The sequence below is a fragment of the Micromonospora sp. NPDC048839 genome (genome assembly GCF_040649915.1).
GTDB lineage: Bacteria > Actinomycetota > Actinomycetes > Mycobacteriales > Micromonosporaceae > Micromonospora.
This window is the reverse complement of the sequence record NZ_JBEZGL010000012.1, coordinates 198,363-215,482: the sequence shown is the minus strand read 5'-3', so window position 1 is coordinate 215,482 and position 17,120 is coordinate 198,363. Positions and strand designations below refer to the sequence as shown.

Here is a 17,120-nt window from a genome sequence, read left to right as displayed (position 1 = left end):
GTGACCCAGTCTGTTCATCAGCGGATCGCCGACGAGCTCGGCGTGGCCGAGCGTCAGGTGCGGGCGGCCGTGGAGCTGCTCGACGGCGGTGCCACCGTGCCGTTCATCGCCCGCTACCGCAAGGAGGCCACCGGCCTGCTCGACGACACCCAGCTGCGCACCCTGGAGGAGCGGCTGCGCTATCTGCGCGAGCTGGACGAGCGGCGGGCGGCGGTGCTGGAGTCGATCCGCGGCCAGGGCAAACTGGACGAGGCGCTGGAAGCGCAGATCATGGCGGCCGACTCGAAGTCCCGGCTGGAGGACATCTACCTGCCGTACAAGCCGAAGCGGCGGACCCGGGCGCAGATCGCCCGGGAGGCCGGGCTCGCGCCGCTGGCCGAGTCGCTGCTGGCCGACCCCACCCAGGACCCACGGGCCACCGCCGCCGGGTTCGTCGATCCGGAGAAGGGCGTCGCCGACGCCGCCGCCGCGCTGGAGGGCGCCCGCGCCATCCTGATCGAGACGTTCGCCGAGGACGCCGACCTGATCGGCACGCTGCGCGAGCAGATGTGGTCGCGAGGCCGTCTGGTCTCCCGGGTACGCGACGGGCAGGAGGCCGCCGGCGCGAAGTTCGCCGACTACTTCGACTTCTCCGAGCCGTACCCGAAATTGCCCTCGCACCGGATCCTGGCGATGTTCCGGGGTGAGAAGGAGGGCGTGCTCGACCTGACCATGGAGTCGGAGGAGGCGGGCGAGGCGGACGCCGTACCGACCGGCCCGACCCGGTACGAGGCGGCGATCGCCGGCCGGTTCGGGGTCTCCGACGCGGGCCGCCCGGCCGACCGCTGGCTGGCCGACACGGTCCGCTGGGCGTGGCGTACCCGGATCCTCATCCACCTCGGCGCGGACCTGCGGATGCGGCTGTGGCAGGCGGCCGAGGAGGAGGCGGTCCGCGTCTTCGCCACCAATCTCCGTGACCTGCTGCTGGCCGCCCCGGCCGGCACCCGCCCGACGATGGGCCTGGACCCCGGCCTGCGGACCGGGGTGAAGGTGGCCGTGGTGGACGCCACCGGCAAGGTGCTCGCCACCGACACCATCTACCCGCACGAGCCGCGCCGGCAGTGGGACGCGTCCGTCGAGACGCTCGCCCGGTTGGCCGGGGCGCACGGGGTGGAGCTGATCGCGATCGGCAACGGCACCGCCTCGCGGGAGACCGACAAGCTGGCCGGCGACCTGATCGCGCGGCACCCGCAGCTCAACCTGACCAAGGTGATGGTCTCCGAGGCTGGCGCGTCGGTCTACTCCGCCTCCGCGTACGCCTCGCAGGAGCTGCCGGGGATGGACGTGTCACTGCGCGGCGCGGTGTCCATCGCCCGCCGCCTCCAGGACCCGCTCGCCGAGCTGGTCAAGATCGATCCACGGTCGATCGGCGTCGGCCAGTACCAGCACGACCTGTCCGAGGTGAAGCTGTCCCGGTCGCTGGACGCGGTCGTCGAGGACTGCGTCAACGCGGTCGGGGTGGACGTCAACACCGCCTCCGCGCCGCTGCTGACCCGGGTCTCCGGGATCGGCGCCGGCCTGGCCGAGAACATCGTGCTGCACCGGGACGCCAACGGGCCGTTCCGCTCGCGTACCGATCTGAAGAAGGTGGCGCGGCTCGGGCCGAAGGCGTTCGAGCAGTGCGCCGGCTTCCTGCGCATCCCGGACGGCACCGACCCGCTGGACTCCTCCAGCGTGCACCCCGAGGCGTACCCGGTGGTGCGCCGGATCCTCTCCAGCACCGGGCAGGACCTGCGCTCGGTGATCGGCAAGAGTGGGATCCTGCGCGGGCTGCGGGCAACCGACTTCGTCGACGACCGCTTCGGTCTGCCCACCGTCACCGACATCCTCGCCGAGTTGGAGAAGCCCGGCCGGGATCCCCGGCCGGAGTTCCGCACCGCCACCTTCGTCGAGGGGGTGGAGAAGATCAGCGATCTGACGCCGGGCATGGTGCTGGAGGGCGTGGTCACCAACGTGGCCGCGTTCGGCGCGTTCGTGGACGTCGGGGTGCACCAGGACGGGCTGGTACACGTCTCGGCGATGTCCCGGACCTTCGTGAAGGACCCCCGCGAGGTGGTCAAGTCCGGCGACGTGGTCAAGGTCCGGGTGCTCGACGTGGACGTACCCCGTAAGCGCATCTCGCTGACCCTGCGCCTGGAGGACGAGCCGGCCGCCACCGGTGGCGGTGGTCGGACGAGTCAGGAGGGGCGCGGCGGCCCGGCGCAGCGCGGACCGCAGGGTGGACGCGGCGGGCCGGACGGTCGCGGCGGCGCCGCTGGCGGCCAGGGCGGGTCCGGCGGTGGCGGCAGGTCCGGCGGCCAAGGCGGGTCCGGCGGTGGCGGCAGGTCTGGCGGACAAGGCGGGTCCGGCGGTGGCGGCAGGTCTGGCGGACAAGGCGGGTCCGGCGGTCGCGGCGGGCAGGGCGGGTCCGGCGGTCGCGGCGGGCAGGGCGCACGGGGCGGTCAGCAGCGGCAGGGCGCACCGGCGCCGGCCAACGACGCGATGGCGGAGGCTCTACGCCGCGCCGGGTTGGCCTGATCCCTGAGCCGGCGCGAGGAAGCGACCGGGACGCCCGGCGGGGGCGGTCATCTTCGGCGCCTGGCGGGGCCGGACGCGGGATGACCGACTCGTCGGGCCATCGGCGGACGCTGTCGACCTGCCCCATCAGTGGGGCGAGGCGGGACGCGCGGTGACCGAAGCGTTTCCCGCCGTGGTCCGCCCGGTGTCCACACCCGCTCCGCCGCCTGACCCACCCACGCGCCCGTAAGGACCCGGTTTCGGTGTAGATCTTGGACACTTTCCGTCCGGCGCGGACGGAAAGTGTCCAAGATCTGGAGTTGCCGGCGATTCCAGGCGAGCACGCCCCAGATCTGGGGCAGCTCGACAGGGCGCATTCGAAGGTCGGGGTCCGAGCGCGGCCATCCGGGACCGGGTCAGCCAGCGGCGGGCGGGCGGCGGGCGCGCAGGGCCGCGGAGCAGGCGCGCAGGGCCGCGGGGCGGGCGCGCGGGGCGGCGGGTCCGGCGCGGCGCGCGGCGGGCGGCGGGTCCGGCGCGGCGGGCGGCGGGAAATCGGGTCGCGTGCCTGCGGGGCGTGGGCGATGATCTCGCGGTGCGGATGCATGCCGACCAGGTGGACGTGAGCGCGGACGTCGTTGCCGCGCTGGTGGCCGAACAGTTTCCGCGCTGGCGGGAGCTGCCGGTGCGCCCCCTCCGTTCGGCCGGCACGGTGAACGCGCTGTTCCGGCTCGGCCCGGAGATCGTGCTGCGGTTTCCGCTGCGGCCCTTCGCCGATCCCGACCTGCGCGCCGAGCTGCGGCGGGAGCAGGAACACGCCGTGCTGCTCGCGCCGCATCTGCCGGTCGCGGTACCCGAACCGCTCGCCCTCGGTACGCCCGGCGAGGGGTACCCCGGGTCGTGGACGGCGTACCGGTTCATCCCCGGCGAGACGGCGCAGCCCGACCGGATCGAGGATCCGGACGTCTTCGCCCGTGACCTGGCCGCCGTCGTGGTCGCCCTGCGCGGCATCGACACCGGCGGGCGGTCGTGGCCGGGGTACGGCCGGGGCGGGCCACTGGCGGGCGAGGACGCCGACGTGCGGGCCGCCCTCGCGGTCAGCGGTGAACTCATCGACATCGCCGCGCTCGCCGAGGTGTGGGACAGGTGCCGGGACGCGCGCCGGGACGATCCGGCCGACGTGTGGATCCATGCCGACCTGATGCCGGTCAACCTGCTGGTCCGCGACGGGCGGCTGGCAGCGGTCATCGACCTGGAGGCGGTCAAGCTCGGCGATCCCGCGGTGGATCTGATGCCGGCGTGGAACCTGTTGGACCCCGGGTCGCGGGAGACGTACCGGCGGGCGTTGGGCGTGGACGACGCCACCTGGGAGCGGGGACGCGGCTGGGCCCTGGCGCAGGCGATCAACGCGCTGCCGTACTACGTCGAGACCAACCCGGTGATGGCCGGCATCGCCCGGCACACGCTGCTGGCCGTACTCGCCTGAGTCGGGTCGCGTACCGTCGGCTCGTGGGTGAGGACGACGACCGCGAGTGGCGGGAGCGGCAGCGGCAGGCGGTGCGGGCACACGCCGACGCGGACGCCCGGCGGCGGGCCGCCGAGCAGGCGGAGGCGGCGGAGTTGGTGGCCTGGTTCGTGGCCGAGGCGACCCGTCGAGGGCTGCCCACCACCCGGCTGGTCGCCCGGGGCTACGACGGGCGCGGGCGCTACCGGACCAGGCTGACCGGTTGGTACGTCGACCGGGCCGGCACCCGGGCGGTGGACGTGGCCGGCCGGTTCCACCTGTTGACGGTGCCCGGCGGCGTGCGCGCCCGGCTGTTCGGGGTCGACCCGCAGCCCAGCCCGGCGCCGTTGGTGGTCGGCGCGGGAGGCCGCGACGGCGAGTCGATCCCGTTGCGGACGCTACTCACCCGGCTGCTGGACGACGGGACCGGCGGGCCAGGTTCCACCACCAGGCCTGCTGCACCACGAGGGTGAGCAGTCCGGCCAGGACGATCGCACAGATGTTGATCACCAGTTGGAGTGCCGAGCCGCCCGCCTCGTCCCACACCCCGTAGGCGGCGGCCACCGCCACGTTCGCCGCGGCCGGCACGGTGGTCACCGAGATCAGCACCCCGACCAGGCTGCCGGACTTCTTCGAGGTCAACGACAGCATGCCGGCCACACCGGCGAGCAGACCGACCACCCAGGACAACGCGTCCGGTCGCCAGATGAAGTCGGTGAGAGGTCGCTTGGCGACCAGCATCTCCTCGCTGACCAGGCCGGCGGCGGTCAGCGCCCAGGTGCTCAGCACGGTCGCCACCATGGCCGCCAGGAAGCCGACCGAGAGCGCCTGCACCGAGCGGCCGATCACCCCGAACCGGCGGCGTAGCAGCGCGACGCAGAGCGCGGCGAGGGGGCCGAACTCCGGGCCGACCACCATCGCCCCGACGATGAGGATCGGCTGGTCCAGCAGCACACCGATGCCAGCGATCATGGTCGCCACCACGATCAGCACGAGGTAGGTGCCGGACAGTTCGGTCTGCTCGCCGGTCTTCGCGGCGATCTCGTCCCAGACCACCGCGTCCGCGCCGCTGCCGGGTGCCCGCCGGGCGGCCCGGTCGGCCGCGCTCGACAGGGTCAGCTCCACGTCGTCGGCCGCGATGCCGCCGCTGGTGTCCACGCCGATCCGCTGCAAACCCTGCAACACCTGGTCGGCGCTCTCCCGCACCACGTCGCAGAGGATGAGATCACCTTTCGGCTGAAGGGCCGCACCGGGCAGCACGGCCAGGTGCGTCACCCCCGCCTGGGCGGTGAGCAGATCGACGACCTCGGTCGACCGGTCGGCCGGGGCAATCACCCTCAGGTGCAGCACTCGTTCTCCCTGGTGTGGACGTATCGCCAGCGCGGCCGGCAGCACTCTACCGGCCACCTCCAGTGGCCACCCGAACGCGAAGACCGATCGGGTGGATTCGTCGTACAAATGGCGAAAGCACTCAGCAGGCCACATACCGGCTGCTACAACCATGTGGGTCTTCCCTCTCGTCCGATCGGAGGCGCCATCCGTGGAGCTGATCCACCACCGTCCGCCCGTGGCGCGCAGCGGCGGTCCAGGCGTGGCCGACCCGGTCTTCCTGTCCCCACCCGACGTGGGCGAGTTGGAGGAGTCCTACCTGCTGCGGGCCATCCGGGCCGGGCGCTTCGACCCGGACGGGCCGGAGCTGGGCGCGTTCGAACGGGAACTCGCCGCCCGGGTCGGTGTCGGCTACGCACTGGGGCTCTCCTCCGGCACCGCCGCTCTGCACCTGGCACTGCTCGCCGTCGGCGCGGGACCGGAGACGGTGGTGGTCGTGCCCACGCTCACCTTCGCCGCCACCGCCAACGCGGTCACCTACACCGGAGCCGAACCGGTCTTCGTGGACTGTGACGCCGCCACCGGCAATCTCGACGTCGACCTGCTCGCCGACCTGCTCGGTCGTCTCGTCGACGCGGGCCGACGGGTCGCCGCCGTACTGACCGTGGACATCAACGGCCGGTGCGCCGACTACGACAGGTTGTTGCCGCTCTGCGCGGCCGTCGGTGTTCCAGTGGTGGAGGACGCGGCGCAGGCGCTCGGCTCGACCTACCGGGGGCGGTGTGCCGGCACGTTCGGCCGGGTCGGGATCTACTCGTTCAGCCACAACAAGGTGATGACCACCACGGGCGGCGGGATGCTGGTCTCCGACGACCCCGCGCTGGTCGCCCGAGCCCGACACCTGGCCACCCAGGCCCGCGAGCCGGTGTCGCACTACGAGCACCGCGACGTGGGCTACAACTACCGGCTCAGCACGTTGCTGGCCGCGCTCGGCCGCGCCCAGCTCACCCGACTGGACGCCATGGTCGCCCGACGGCGGGCGCTGCGCGACAGGTACGCCCGGCTGTTCAGCGGCGTGCCCGGCACCCGGATCCTCGGCGCTGGTGACCCCGGCTCGAACTGTTGGTTGACCTCCGTCGTGGTCGAACCGGAGCGCACCGGCTGGCAGCCCGGCCAACTCGCCGAGCACCTGGCCGGCCACGGCGTGGAGTGCCGCCCGATGTGGAAACCGATGCACCGCCAACCGGTGTACGCCCACCGGCAGGTCGCCCAGACCGGTGCCGCCGACCGCCTGTTCGCCACCAGCCTGTCCCTGCCCAGCGGCTCCGCCCTCGCCGACGACCAGATCGAGCGCGTGCTCGCCGCCACCACCGAGTTTCTGGACGGACACCGATGAACCGGCCCTACGACACCGTCAAACGGATGCTGGACGTGGTCCTGGCCGCCAGCGGCCTGCTGCTCGCGACGCCGGTGCTCGCCGCGGTGGCGCTGGCCGTGCTGGTCACCATGGGTCGGCCCGTGCTGTTCCGGCAGGCCCGACCGGGTCGTGGCGGTCGACTGTTCCGCCTGGTCAAGTTCCGTTCGATGACCGTTGGCGGTGCGGACGCGGCACCGGCCAACGACGCCGTCCGACTCACCACCTTCGGCCGCTGGCTGCGGACCACGAGTCTCGACGAGTTGCCCCAACTGTGGAACGTGCTGCGCGGCGAGATGAGCCTGGTCGGGCCGCGCCCCCTGCTGCCGGCGTACCTGAGCCGCTACAGCCCGGAGCAGCTCCGCCGGCACGAGGTGCGTCCGGGCATCACCGGTCTCCAGCAGGCGTACGGGCGCAACGCGCTGAGCTGGGACGAGCGTTTCGCTCTCGACGTGCACTACGTGCGGCACCGCTCGCTCGTGCTGGACGTGCGGATCCTGCTGCGCACGGTACGAACGGTCCTGCTCCGGGAGGGGATCACCGCGGCCGGCGCGGCCACCGCCCACGAGTTCCTCGGCCCGGCCGAGCTGGCCACCGCCGGCGGTCGCGGGCACGCAGAGGGCCGCCGGTGAGCCTGGACATCGTCATCGTCGGCTGCGGCGGGCACGGCCGCGAGGTGCTCGGCATCGTCCGGGCCGTCAACGCCGCCGCCCGCGGTGGCCCGGTGTGGCGGGTGCGGGGCTTCGTCGACGACCAGCCCAGCGAGGTCAACCTGAAGCGGGTGCAGCGGCTGGAGGTGCCCTACCTCGGCGGCAGTGCCCGCCTGGGCGAGCAGCCCGCCGGCACACACCTGGCGCTGGGCATCGGGGATCCGGCCGCGCGGCGGTCGGTGGATCAGCGGCTGAGCGCGTACCGGCTTCCGACGGCGGTGCTGGTGCACCCGGACGCCACCGTCGGGCCGGACACCGTGTACGGCGAAGGCCTGGTCGTGTTTCCGGGCGCCCGGGTCACCACGAACGTCACGCTCGGACGGCACGTGCACCTCAACCAGAACAGCGCGGTGGCGCACGACTGCGCGCTGGGCGACCACGTGTCGGTCAACCCGTTGGCGGCGGTCTCCGGCGACTGCCACCTGGGCGACGGGGTGCTGATCGGCGCCGGTGCCGTGGTGTTGCAGAGGCTGCGGGTCGGCGCGGGCGCCACGGTCGGCGCCGGGGCCTGCGTGGTCCGCGACGTACCCGCCGGCGCGGTGGTCAAGGGAGTCCCGGCCCGGTGAGCGTCGGTCCCCGCGCGAGCCGGCCGCTCGGCGTCCGCCAACTCCGGATCGCGGTGCTGGTCAAGACCAGTACCGGCGGGATGTGGCTGCTGCCGCAGGTGGAGGAGTTGCGGCACCGGGGGCACGAGGTGACAGTCGTGCTGCCGCGCGGGGCCGGCCGGCTCACCGACGAGTTGGAGCGCCGCGGTGTCGACGTGCTCAGCTCCCCGTACGACTTCACCAGGGGCCGGTACGCGCCCATCGGGCTGTTGCTGCTGCGCGCGCTGCTGCGCCGGTTGCGCCCGGACGTGGTGCAGTACCACCTGATCGCCTCGGCGTACGCGGTGCGACTGGCCACGCTGGGCCTGCCGGTCCACCGGGTGCACATGGTGGCCAACCCGGCGTACCTGGAATCCCGGTTGGTCCGCTCGGCGGAGCGGTTGCTGTGGCGGCTGGACGACGTGCTGATCTGCGGCTGCCGCTACGCCTCCGCCCGGTACGGCGAGTTGGGGTGTCCGCCGCAGCGTCGCCCGGTGGCGGTGTACGGGGTGGACACCGACGCCTTCAGCCCGGACGCCACCGGCCCCGACCAGCGGGCGAAGCTCCGCGCCGAGCTGGGCATCGACCAGGGCGCGTTCCTGGTGGTGATGGTCGCCCACGTCTACCCACCGAGGTGGTTCATCCACTCGGGTCGGGGGGTCAAGGGGCACGACGTGCTGCTGGACGCCTGGCGGACGTTTCGCCGCCGGCACACGGACGCGCACCTGCTGCTGGTCGGTGGCGGCTGGACGGCTGCCGGTGAGGACTACCGGCGGCAGCTCGACGAACGCTTCGGCGTCGCCGGTGACCCCGGGATCACCTGGGTGGAGTCGGTCCCGGACGTACGGCCCTGTTACGCCGCCGCGGATGTCAGCGTGTCCCCGTCCCTCGGCGACGGCCCCGGCGCGGCGGTGCAGGCCGGCGCGATGGGTGTGCCGAGCATCGTCAGCGCGGCCGGTGGTCTGCCCGAGGCGGTGACCGAGCGGTCCGGCTGGGTCGTCCCGCCGGGTGATTCGCCGGCTCTGGTGGCGGCGCTCGACTCGGCGTACCAGGGATGGGTCGCGGGCCGGCTCAGCCTGTGCGGCCGGTTGGCCCGCCGCCACGTCCTGACGTCCTTCGACGACCTGCGGGCGGCGGCCGAGGTGGCGGACATCGTCGAGGACGTGGCCGGCCGGCGGCGTTGAGCACACCGCCGGGCGGCCGGTGGCCGGTCCCGCCGGACCACCGACCGCCCGTGGTGGCGGCTCAGTGCCGGATGCCGGCCCAGTCGTGGTGCCGGCGCACGGTGGAGAGGATGAAGTCGACCACCCGCCGCGAGGTGTCCGGCACCTGGTAGTCGGCCGGGCAGGGCACGCCGTCCGCGGCGACCTGCGCCACCGTCACCTCGACGGCCTCGACCACCCCCTGTGGGTCGAGACCGGTCATGATGATCCCGCCCGCGTCGAGCGCCTCGGGGCGTTCGATGGACTCCCGCAGGGTCACCGCGGGGAAGCCGAGGATGGCGGCCTCCTCACTTATCGTCCCGCTGTCGGACAGGGTGCAGAACGCCTTCGTCTGCAGGTGCACGTAGTCGAGCAGACCGAACGGGTCGTGGAAGGCGATGCCGTCCAGCGCGGTGGCGTCCGGGGCGAGGGCCTCCAGCCGCTTGCGGGTACGCGGGTGGGTGGAGACCAGCACCGGGTAGCCCCAGCGGTCGCGGACCGCGACCAGGCAGTCCAGCAGCCGCCGCAGCCGGTCGGGCCGGTCCACGTTCTCCTCCCGGTGGGCGCTGACCAGGAAGTACCGGCCTTCGTCCAGCTCCAGTTGCCGGAGGATGGTCGAGCTGGCGATCGGCGCCCGGTAGTGCTCCAGCACCTCCCGCATCGGTGAGCCGGTGTGCAGGATCCGGCGCGGGTGCAGGCCCTCGGCGAGCAGGTTGCGCCTGGCGTGTTCGGTGTAGACCAGGTTGAAGTCGGCGACGTGGTCGACGAGTCGCCGGTTCGTCTCCTCCGGCACGTTGAGGTCGAAGCAGCGGTTGCCGGCCTCCATGTGGTAGACCGGCACCCGCATCCGCCGGGCCATCAGGGCCGCGATGCAGCTGTTGGTGTCGCCGAGCACGAGCAGCGCGTCCGGTCGCAGCTCTGCGATCGCCGCCTCCATACCGACCAGGACGCCGCCGAGCACCCGGCCCAGCGAGGTGGTATCGACGCGCAGGAACCGGTCCGGTTCGCGGAGTCGCAGCTCGCTGAAGAACACGTCGGAGAGGGTGGTGTCCCAGTTCTGCCCGGTGTGCACGAGCACGTGGTCGACGGTGTCGTCCAACCGGCTGAGCACCCGGGACAGTCGGATGATCTCGGGACGGGTGCCGACAACGGTCATCACCCTGGTCATGTGGTCTCCCTCCGCCTGTCACTCACCGGGCGCCCACCGGCACCAGATGTTCGTCACCGACCGGCTCCGGCCACGTGTCGGGCCGTTCCGGGTCGAACAGCTCGTTGGTCCAGAAGAGCGTGAGCAGCTCGTCCGGGCCGGTGTTGGTGATGTTGTGCGCCCACATGGTCGGCATGTCGACGACCACGGGCTGGTCGCCGCTGACCGGAAACCGGACGACGTCGGTGTCGCCGACGCGGCGCAGGCTGATCTCGGCGGTGCCGCGCAACACCACGAACCGCTCCACCTTGGCCAGGTGGAAGTGCTCACCCCTGGTGATCCCGGGCCGGGTCGTGGAGCAGAAGGTCTGACCCGCTCCCCCGTGCGCCTTGACCGTCTCGACGAGCGCCCCCCGGGCGTCGGCCCGGGTGGGCAGGGCCAACGGGTAGTGCGCCGGGAAGCAGTGCGACCGGTAGGTGTTGAACAGCCGCACGTCGTGCCTGTCGCGCAGCGGCGGGATCTCGCCGGTGCGGTAGACGCGGGCGTACGAGGTGAGCTGGTCGGCGAGGTCGCGGACCCCGATCCGCAGGGCCGGCAGCGCCGGGTCCCAGGAGCCGGCCGCCGCGACGCCGGCCAGCCGGGCGGCGGCGTCGGTGACGTGCACCAGGTCCAGCTGCCGGTCGGCGTGCACCTCCGGCTGGCCGCCCTCGGCGAGGACCCGGCAGAAGGTGGCGACTGCCGAGTTGTACCAGGGTCGGCCGTGCTCGCCGTACAGGTTGGGCAGCAGCACGTCGTCCAGGGGCACGCCGGTCTCGGCGAGGATGCCGGCGGCGGTGGCCTTGGCGTCGCCGTAGGGGGTGCCGTTGCCGGCCTGCACGGAGTTGGCGAAGACCACACCGATGGGCGGGTCCGGGCAGGCGCGCAGGCCGTTGGCGAGCTGGGCGGCGAGCTGGACGTTGCCGGCCGCCACGTCGGCGGGCTCCCCCCGGTTGACCCCGGCCAGGTGCAGCACCCGGTCCACCCCGGCGATCTTGCGGGCGACCACCGCCGGGTCGGCCAGATCGCTACGGGTCAGCACGGCCGGCTCGGGCCAGCCGAGCGCGCGCAGCAGGACCCGCACGTGCCAGCCGAGGAAACCGCCGGCGCCGGTGACGGCGAGGCTCAGCACGCCAGCACCGGGTCCCGCAGCGCCAGCTCCGCCCGGATCTCCGGCAGCGACTTGAGCAGCCGCACCACATCGGGTACGCCGAGCCGGGTGGCGTTCGCCGAGTTGAAGTCCTCGCCGGGCCGCTCGCTCAACTCGCCTTCGGAGACGTAGAGCGCGTAGTTGAGGTCGCGCGCGTCCAGCGGCACCCGGTAGAAGTCCCCGAAGTCGTCGGCCTGGGCCAACTCCTCGCGGCTCGCGAGGGTCTCGTGCGACTTCTCGCTGTGCCGTACGCCGATGATGTCCAGCTTGAACGGCACGTCGAACAACTGGCAGACGGCCTCGGCGAGGTCGCTGATCGTGCAGGCGGCGGCCTTGCGGATGAACACGTCGCCGGGGCGGGCGTGGTGGAAGGCGTGCTCGACCAGGTCGACCGAGTCGGCGAGCGACATCAGGAAGCGGGTCATGGCGGGGTCGGTGACGGTGGGCGCGCGGCCGGCCTTGATCTGCTCGATGAAGAGCGGGATCACCGAGCCGCGCGAGTACATCACGTTGCCGTACCGGACGCAGGACACGGTGGTGGCGCTGTTGGGGTTGTTGCGGGCGTACGCCTGGGCGACCTTCTCCATCAGCGCCTTGCTCATGCCCATGGCGTTGACCGGGTAGACGGCCTTGTCGGTGCTGAGCACGACGACCGAGCTGACGCCGTTGTGCGCGGCGGCCTCGACCACGTTGCCGCTGCCGAGGATGTTGGTGCGCACCGCCTCCAGGGGGAAGAACTCGCAGGACGGCACCTGCTTGAGCGCCGCCGCGTGGAAGACGAAGTCGACGCCGCGCGTGGCCCGCAGCACCGTGTCGATGTCGCGGACGTCGCCGACGTGGTAGCGCATCCGCTCGTCGCCGATGGAACGCCGCATGGCGTCCTGCTTGGCCTCGTCCCGGCTGAGGATCCGCACCTCGGCGACGTCGCGGTCGAGCAGTCGCCGCGCCATGGTCTGTCCAAAGGATCCGGTCCCACCGGTGATCAGCACCCGGCGGCCCGCGGTCATCACGCTCATTGGTTCTCCCGTTCGTCACCCGACGGGCGGTTCTCACCCGTCGACCCGGCGCGCACAGCCGCTGCGCGCTGTGGCACGGGCGCCGGTCTCCGGCGGTCAGGCGGAAGCCCCGCCGGATGCGGCACCCGGGTCAACGAGGGGCCTCAGCAGCAGATACGTGTTTGGGCGGCAAACGGGCCAAACGAGCTATACGGCACTCAGAAAACATGTCGGTGTATGCAGTGATTTGGTCACTTCGCACCGTCGCACCTGGTAGAAACGGTTCCGTGCCTCGCCGAGCCTGTCCAGACGGGCGCGGGGCGCACACGCTGGCCGACGCGCCACCGCGACACCACCCGACCCACGCCCTGCGGCACCACCACATCGCCGGTGCACAACTGGTGCCCGCCCCGTTGGCCCCACCCGCACGGCGGCCCGCGGCACAGCCCGGCCCCTCGCCGGTCGCGCCCACCGGCAGCCTGCCCGCCGTGCTGGTCCTGTGTGTCGCCGCCTACCTGGTGGCCCGTCCACCGTGGTGGTCGTTCAACTACGTGGCGATCCTCGCCGTGCTGGCCGTCGTGCTGACCGGCCGGCTGCCCCGGCTGCGGCCGGTCGACACCGTCGCGCTGCTCACCGCCGGCTGGGCCGGGGCCAGCCTGCTCTGGACCAGCCACCCCGACATCACCGGACCCGCCGCCTACCGGTACGTCTCGGTCAGCCTGCTCTTCGTGGCCTGCCGACACGTCGTCCGGGGCCGCCGGGACCTGCTGCTGGTCGGCTGGACGTTCCTGCTCGGCTGCGCGGTGGTCGCCGTCGAGGTGGCGACCGGCGCCCGAGCCCAGGGGCAGGTGGTCCTCTTCGCCGAGCGCTACGGCATCGACGGCCGGGAGGTGAACGGCACGGCGTACACCCTGGCCGCCGGCGTGGTGCTGGCCCTGGTGCTCGCCGCGGCCGGCGCGCACCGGCCGGTCCTGCGTCTAGCGCCGCTGGCCCTGGCCGTACTGCTGGGGTACGGCGTGCTGCTCACCGGCTCGCGTGGCGCGGCCATCGGCATCGTGGCCGGTCTCGCCGCCGCGCTGGCCACCCGCGTGGTGCCCCGACTGACCGGGGTCACCGTCGCCGGGCTCGCCGCCACGCTCATCGCCCTGGTGCCGTTCGGGCTGACGCCGAGGGCCGAGCTGCTCTGGCTCGACGGCCTGTACGGACGACCCACCGGCGACATCTCCGGACGTCTCTGGATCTGGCCCTACGCGGTGTCGACCTGGTCGGAGTCACCGCTGAACGGATCCGGCGCGGGAGTCTTCATCAGCACCAACCCGTACGAGATCGGGCCACACAACCTGCTCCTCACCGTCGGCAACGACCTGGGGCTGGTCGGCGTGCTGCTCTACTTCGGCGCGATGACCGCGGCGCTCGTCGTCGCGGCCCGCACCGGCCGAGCCGGACTGCTGCTGGCCTGCGCGTTCACCGGCGTCATGCTGCCGATCTGGTTGACCGGCCAGTGGGAGACGTCCCTCGCCTTCTGGCTGGTGCTGGCGCTGGTCACCGTACTGCCGGGAATCTGGGGTCCGCCGGTGGCACCCCGGCACTCCCGCGCCCGCCGCCCCCGCCCGGTCCCGGCCGCGCTCGTCGGCAGCGGCGACGGCCGGACGGTCCAGGCTGGCCTCCACCGCTGACGGGCCGGCAGGCACGGCGGTCGGCGCGGCGGTCGGCGCGTCAGTCGGCGTCCGCCAGCGCCCCGGCCCGCCCGGATCGGGGCACCGGTGGCCGGTCGACCGGACGGGCCGCCGCCTCCCGCAGCACCTCGGCGAAGCGGGCCGCCACCTGGTCGGTGCGGTGGTGCCGCACCGCGTACGCCAGCGCCCGCCCGCCGAGCCGAGCCCGTAGTCCGGCGTCGGTGCAGAGCGGGGTGAGCGCCCCCACGAGTGCCCCCGGGTCGTCGGTTCCGACCACCGCGCCGGCGTCGGCCGCCGCCAGGTGCGCCATCGAGGCCAGTTCGGCCGGGCCGAATCCGACGACGGGACGGCCGGATGCCAGGTACTGCGGGATCTTGGTGGACAGCGAGTAGCGGGTGTAGCGGCGGTGCTCGGCGGCGAACGACTCGACGTGCACCAACACGTCGGAGCGGCGCAGCGCACCGGCGACCTCGTCGCTGGTCAACGATCGGCCCAGGCGCACCGCGGACAGCCCGGTGAACGCGCCGGCGTACCGCGCGAGGTCGGTCGCCGGGGCGTGCACGGTCAGCCGGGCCGGTGTCCCCTGGGCCGCCAGGCGAACGACGGCCTCGCCGACGCGGCGCAGTGACCGCCACCGGTCCAGGTGCAACCCGCCCACGTAGACCAACTCGACAGGCGCCCCGACCGGGCGGTCCGGCGGGGGCCGCTCCGGGTCGGCGAAGTCCGCGGCATCCACGCAGTTGCCGAAGGCGGCGAAGGGCAACCCGTAGCGGCGTTCGAACTCCCGCGCCATCGCCACGCTGATCCCCATTCCGTACGAGGCGTGCCGCAGGACGTCCCGGAAGCCGGCACGGACCGCGAGCCGGGGCAGCCCCAGCACCTGACCGCCGGTGTACAGCGTGGTGGGCCAGTCGTCCATGAAGTGCGGCACCAGGGGCACCCGGCACTCCTGCGCGGCGGCGACGGCGAGGCGCATCATCCGGATGCTGCCCAGCGTGGTGTAGATGACGTCCGGCCGCTGCTCCCGCAGCCACCGACGGACGTCGTCGGGAACGCGGACCGGGCTGAGGTCGACGAAGGCACGGAGTTGGGTGCGCAGCCGGGCACGCACCGGGCCGGGCCCGGGATCGCGCGCCGAACCGGTCGGACCGCTCGCGCCTGGCGAACCGGTCGCGCCGAGCACCACGGCCCGGACCGGTCGGCGGACGCGTTCCCACTGCCGGAACAGGTGGTACTCGACCGGGGCGTTGCGCGGCGCGAACCGGGCGAACGTGCCGACGGCGTCCGGACCCGGGGCGCGGTCCTCGGCGTAGAGCTGGGCGAGTCGGTCCCCCGGCCAGCCGGTGAACAGGTTCGACAGGGTGATGCCGGTGCCGGTGGAGCGATCGAACACGGCCGCGCTCACCACCAGCACGCGGGGATACTCGTCAGCGCGCATGGTCGGACACCAATCTCCGCTCGATGGTCGGGCCACGGTGCAGCCGCAGCGTCCGGCGATATCCGTACAGCGCCGCCGGCACGACGGTCAGCGCGTAACCGACCGCGCCGACCCAGGGCACGGCGGCGACGGCGATGCGGTCGGCGGCGTACCACTTGCCGAGCACCGACAACACCAGGAACGCCCCCCAGCCGCACAACTGCGGGACGAGGACGCCGCCGGCGTTCTGCACCATGAAACGGGGCGAGAGCGCCGACTGGAGCAGCCACCAGACGCCCAGCCCGGCCAGCAGCCACCGGTCACCGCCCATCGGCACCGGCAGCCAGGCCGCGAACAGCCACTCACCGAAGGCGACGAGTACGGCGGCCGGCAGACCGGCGGCCAGCACGGACAACACGGTCATCCGTCGGGTGGTACGGCGTACCCAGTCCACCTGGCCCTGGGCCAACGCCTCGCCGTTGGCCGGCCACAGTGGCACGTTGACCAGGACGACGAGCTGGCCGAGTTGGGACAGCAGCTTCGCGGGCACCACGTACCCGGCGACGGCGGACAGGCCGAGCGCGTGCGCGATGATCAGCGTGTCGGCGTTGGTGGCGAACGAGATGACCACGGTCAGCACGAAGAACAGCCCACTCAGCCGGGTCAGCTCTAGGGCGGCGTGCGCCTGTACGGCCCTCGGCGTGGGCCGGATCCGCGGCTCCTGCCGGCCGAAGAACCACAGCGTGTTGAGCAGGTTGACCAGCAGCGGCGCGGCCACCGACAGGGCGACCACCAGCAGCGGCGACCAGCCGGCCCAGACCACGCCGAGCACCGCGCCGAGGGCGGCCAGACTGCCCGCGGTCTGCCAGACGTTGCTCCGGCCGACCTGCTGGTAGGCGTACTGGACGCGGGCGATCAGGCTGAGTGGGATGTTGAGCGCGAACGCGGTGAGACAGATCAACGAGATCATCCGGGTCTGCTCCGGGCTGACCTGACCTGTCACGTTGAACAGCGCCGACCAGGGCACGGCACCGGCGAAGCCCCAGAGCAGGCCGGTGAGGGCGAGCGCGAGCCCCGACAGGGTCAGATACGCGCTGGAGATGTAGCGACGGGCCTGCGCGGTGTCTCCGTGGGCGTAGCAGGGGGCCAGCTTCGTCATCAGTCCGCTGCCCAACCCCAGGTCGGCGAAGGCCGCCATGCCGGCCAGCGCGGCCACCGCCATCCACAGGCCGTACAGGTCGTTGCCGAAGTAGGGCAGCGTCACCGGCACCAGGACGATCGGCACGATGAGCCCCGCCGCACGGCTGAGCAGCGCCGTCGCCACCCCGGAGACGAGCCGGCGACCACGGTCGGGAAGCCGACGGTGCGTGCCCGGTCGGCGGGCGCGCCGGGTCCGCTCGACGACCCCGGACGACATCGACGGC

Annotated in this window: 14 protein-coding genes; 8 read left to right on the top strand and 6 right to left on the bottom strand. The window is 73.1% G+C overall.

From position 1 onward, the window contains the following. From AB0C25_RS23300 to AB0C25_RS23290, 3 genes are all read left to right on the top strand, one after another. Positions 1-2,556, top strand: a complete 2,556-nt coding sequence (locus AB0C25_RS23300; protein ID WP_357376354.1) for a Tex family protein — start codon at positions 1-3, stop codon at positions 2,554-2,556. A gap of 577 nt (positions 2,557-3,133) precedes the next feature. Then, the gene (locus tag AB0C25_RS23295; protein WP_357376375.1) at positions 3,134-4,018 is read left to right on the top strand and encodes an aminoglycoside phosphotransferase family protein; all 885 of its coding nucleotides are present in this window, start codon (positions 3,134-3,136) and stop codon (positions 4,016-4,018) included. Positions 4,019-4,041: 23 nt separating this feature from the next. Further along, positions 4,042-4,509 (top strand): hypothetical protein, encoded by a 468-nt coding sequence (locus AB0C25_RS23290; protein ID WP_357245668.1) that lies wholly within the window; start codon positions 4,042-4,044, stop codon positions 4,507-4,509. On the opposite strand, the gene AB0C25_RS23285 is transcribed toward AB0C25_RS23290, so the two are convergent. Next, complete coding sequence (locus tag AB0C25_RS23285; protein ID WP_357376353.1) at positions 4,439-5,386, bottom strand: DUF389 domain-containing protein; 948 nt, start codon at positions 5,384-5,386, stop codon at positions 4,439-4,441. The two genes, AB0C25_RS23290 and AB0C25_RS23285, sit on opposite strands and share 71 nt — an antisense overlap. A 217-nt stretch (positions 5,387-5,603) precedes the next feature. Here AB0C25_RS23285 and AB0C25_RS23280 point away from each other — a divergent pair, with 217 nt between their 5' ends. From AB0C25_RS23280 to AB0C25_RS23265, 4 genes are read left to right on the top strand one after another with little or no spacing between them, the layout of a single operon-like run. Further along, positions 5,604-6,761 carry a DegT/DnrJ/EryC1/StrS family aminotransferase gene (locus AB0C25_RS23280; RefSeq protein WP_357376352.1) on the top strand — a complete coding sequence of 386 codons (1,158 nt, stop codon included), beginning with the start codon at positions 5,604-5,606 and terminating at the stop codon, positions 6,759-6,761. After that, a complete protein-coding gene (locus AB0C25_RS23275; protein ID WP_357376351.1) occupies positions 6,758-7,411 on the top strand; it encodes a sugar transferase in 654 nt (217 codons plus the stop codon). The genes AB0C25_RS23280 and AB0C25_RS23275 overlap by 4 nt, the downstream gene beginning before the upstream one ends. Next, positions 7,408-8,055 carry a NeuD/PglB/VioB family sugar acetyltransferase gene (locus AB0C25_RS23270; protein ID WP_357376350.1) on the top strand — a complete coding sequence of 216 codons (648 nt, stop codon included), beginning with the start codon at positions 7,408-7,410 and terminating at the stop codon, positions 8,053-8,055. Before AB0C25_RS23275 ends, AB0C25_RS23270 begins: the two co-directional genes overlap by 4 nt. Then, positions 8,052-9,257: a glycosyltransferase family 4 protein gene (locus AB0C25_RS23265; protein WP_357376349.1), complete on the top strand. Its 1,206-nt coding sequence runs from the start codon at positions 8,052-8,054 to the stop codon at positions 9,255-9,257. The genes AB0C25_RS23270 and AB0C25_RS23265 overlap by 4 nt, the downstream gene beginning before the upstream one ends. A gap of 61 nt (positions 9,258-9,318) precedes the next feature. On the opposite strand, the gene wecB is transcribed toward AB0C25_RS23265, so the two are convergent. From wecB to AB0C25_RS23250, 3 genes are read right to left on the bottom strand one after another with little or no spacing between them, the layout of a single operon-like run. After that, on the bottom strand, positions 9,319-10,443 hold the full coding sequence (gene wecB / locus AB0C25_RS23260; protein WP_357376348.1) for a UDP-N-acetylglucosamine 2-epimerase (non-hydrolyzing): 1,125 nt from the start codon (positions 10,441-10,443) through the stop codon (positions 9,319-9,321). A 22-nt stretch (positions 10,444-10,465) separates the two neighbouring features. Then, positions 10,466-11,590 carry an NAD-dependent epimerase/dehydratase family protein gene (locus AB0C25_RS23255; RefSeq protein ID WP_357376347.1) on the bottom strand — a complete coding sequence of 375 codons (1,125 nt, stop codon included), beginning with the start codon at positions 11,588-11,590 and terminating at the stop codon, positions 10,466-10,468. After that, positions 11,584-12,624 carry a polysaccharide biosynthesis protein gene (locus tag AB0C25_RS23250; RefSeq protein WP_357376346.1) on the bottom strand — a complete coding sequence of 347 codons (1,041 nt, stop codon included), beginning with the start codon at positions 12,622-12,624 and terminating at the stop codon, positions 11,584-11,586. The genes AB0C25_RS23255 and AB0C25_RS23250 overlap by 7 nt, the downstream gene beginning before the upstream one ends. 266 nt (positions 12,625-12,890) lie before the next feature. On the opposite strand from AB0C25_RS23250, the gene AB0C25_RS23245 reads away from it, so the two are divergent. Beyond that, positions 12,891-14,279, top strand: coding sequence for an O-antigen ligase family protein (locus tag AB0C25_RS23245; RefSeq protein ID WP_357376344.1), 1,389 nt, complete (start codon positions 12,891-12,893; stop codon positions 14,277-14,279). A 40-nt stretch (positions 14,280-14,319) separates the two neighbouring features. Here AB0C25_RS23245 and AB0C25_RS23240 read toward each other — a convergent pair whose 3' ends face one another. Together AB0C25_RS23240 and AB0C25_RS23235 are read right to left on the bottom strand one after the other, a co-directional pair. Then, positions 14,320-15,717, bottom strand: a complete 1,398-nt coding sequence (locus AB0C25_RS23240; RefSeq protein WP_357376342.1) for a glycosyl transferase family 1 — start codon at positions 15,715-15,717, stop codon at positions 14,320-14,322. Next, positions 15,707-17,113: an oligosaccharide flippase family protein gene (locus AB0C25_RS23235; protein ID WP_357376340.1), complete on the bottom strand. Its 1,407-nt coding sequence runs from the start codon at positions 17,111-17,113 to the stop codon at positions 15,707-15,709. The genes AB0C25_RS23240 and AB0C25_RS23235 overlap by 11 nt, the downstream gene beginning before the upstream one ends. Positions 17,114-17,120 lie beyond the last annotated feature (7 nt).

Coding starts and splice junctions, on each gene's coding strand:
- wecB (WP_357376348.1), bottom strand. CDS start 10,443: ATGACCAGGGTGATGACCGTTGTCGGCACCCGTCCCGAGATCATCCGA.
- AB0C25_RS23250 (WP_357376346.1), bottom strand. CDS start 12,624: ATGAGCGTGATGACCGCGGGCCGCCGGGTGCTGATCACCGGTGGGACC.
- AB0C25_RS23240 (WP_357376342.1), bottom strand. CDS start 15,717: ATGCGCGCTGACGAGTATCCCCGCGTGCTGGTGGTGAGCGCGGCCGTG.
- AB0C25_RS23275 (WP_357376351.1), top strand. CDS start 6,758: ATGAACCGGCCCTACGACACCGTCAAACGGATGCTGGACGTGGTCCTG.
- AB0C25_RS23295 (WP_357376375.1), top strand. CDS start 3,134: ATGCATGCCGACCAGGTGGACGTGAGCGCGGACGTCGTTGCCGCGCTG.
- AB0C25_RS23235 (WP_357376340.1), bottom strand. CDS start 17,113: ATGTCGTCCGGGGTCGTCGAGCGGACCCGGCGCGCCCGCCGACCGGGC.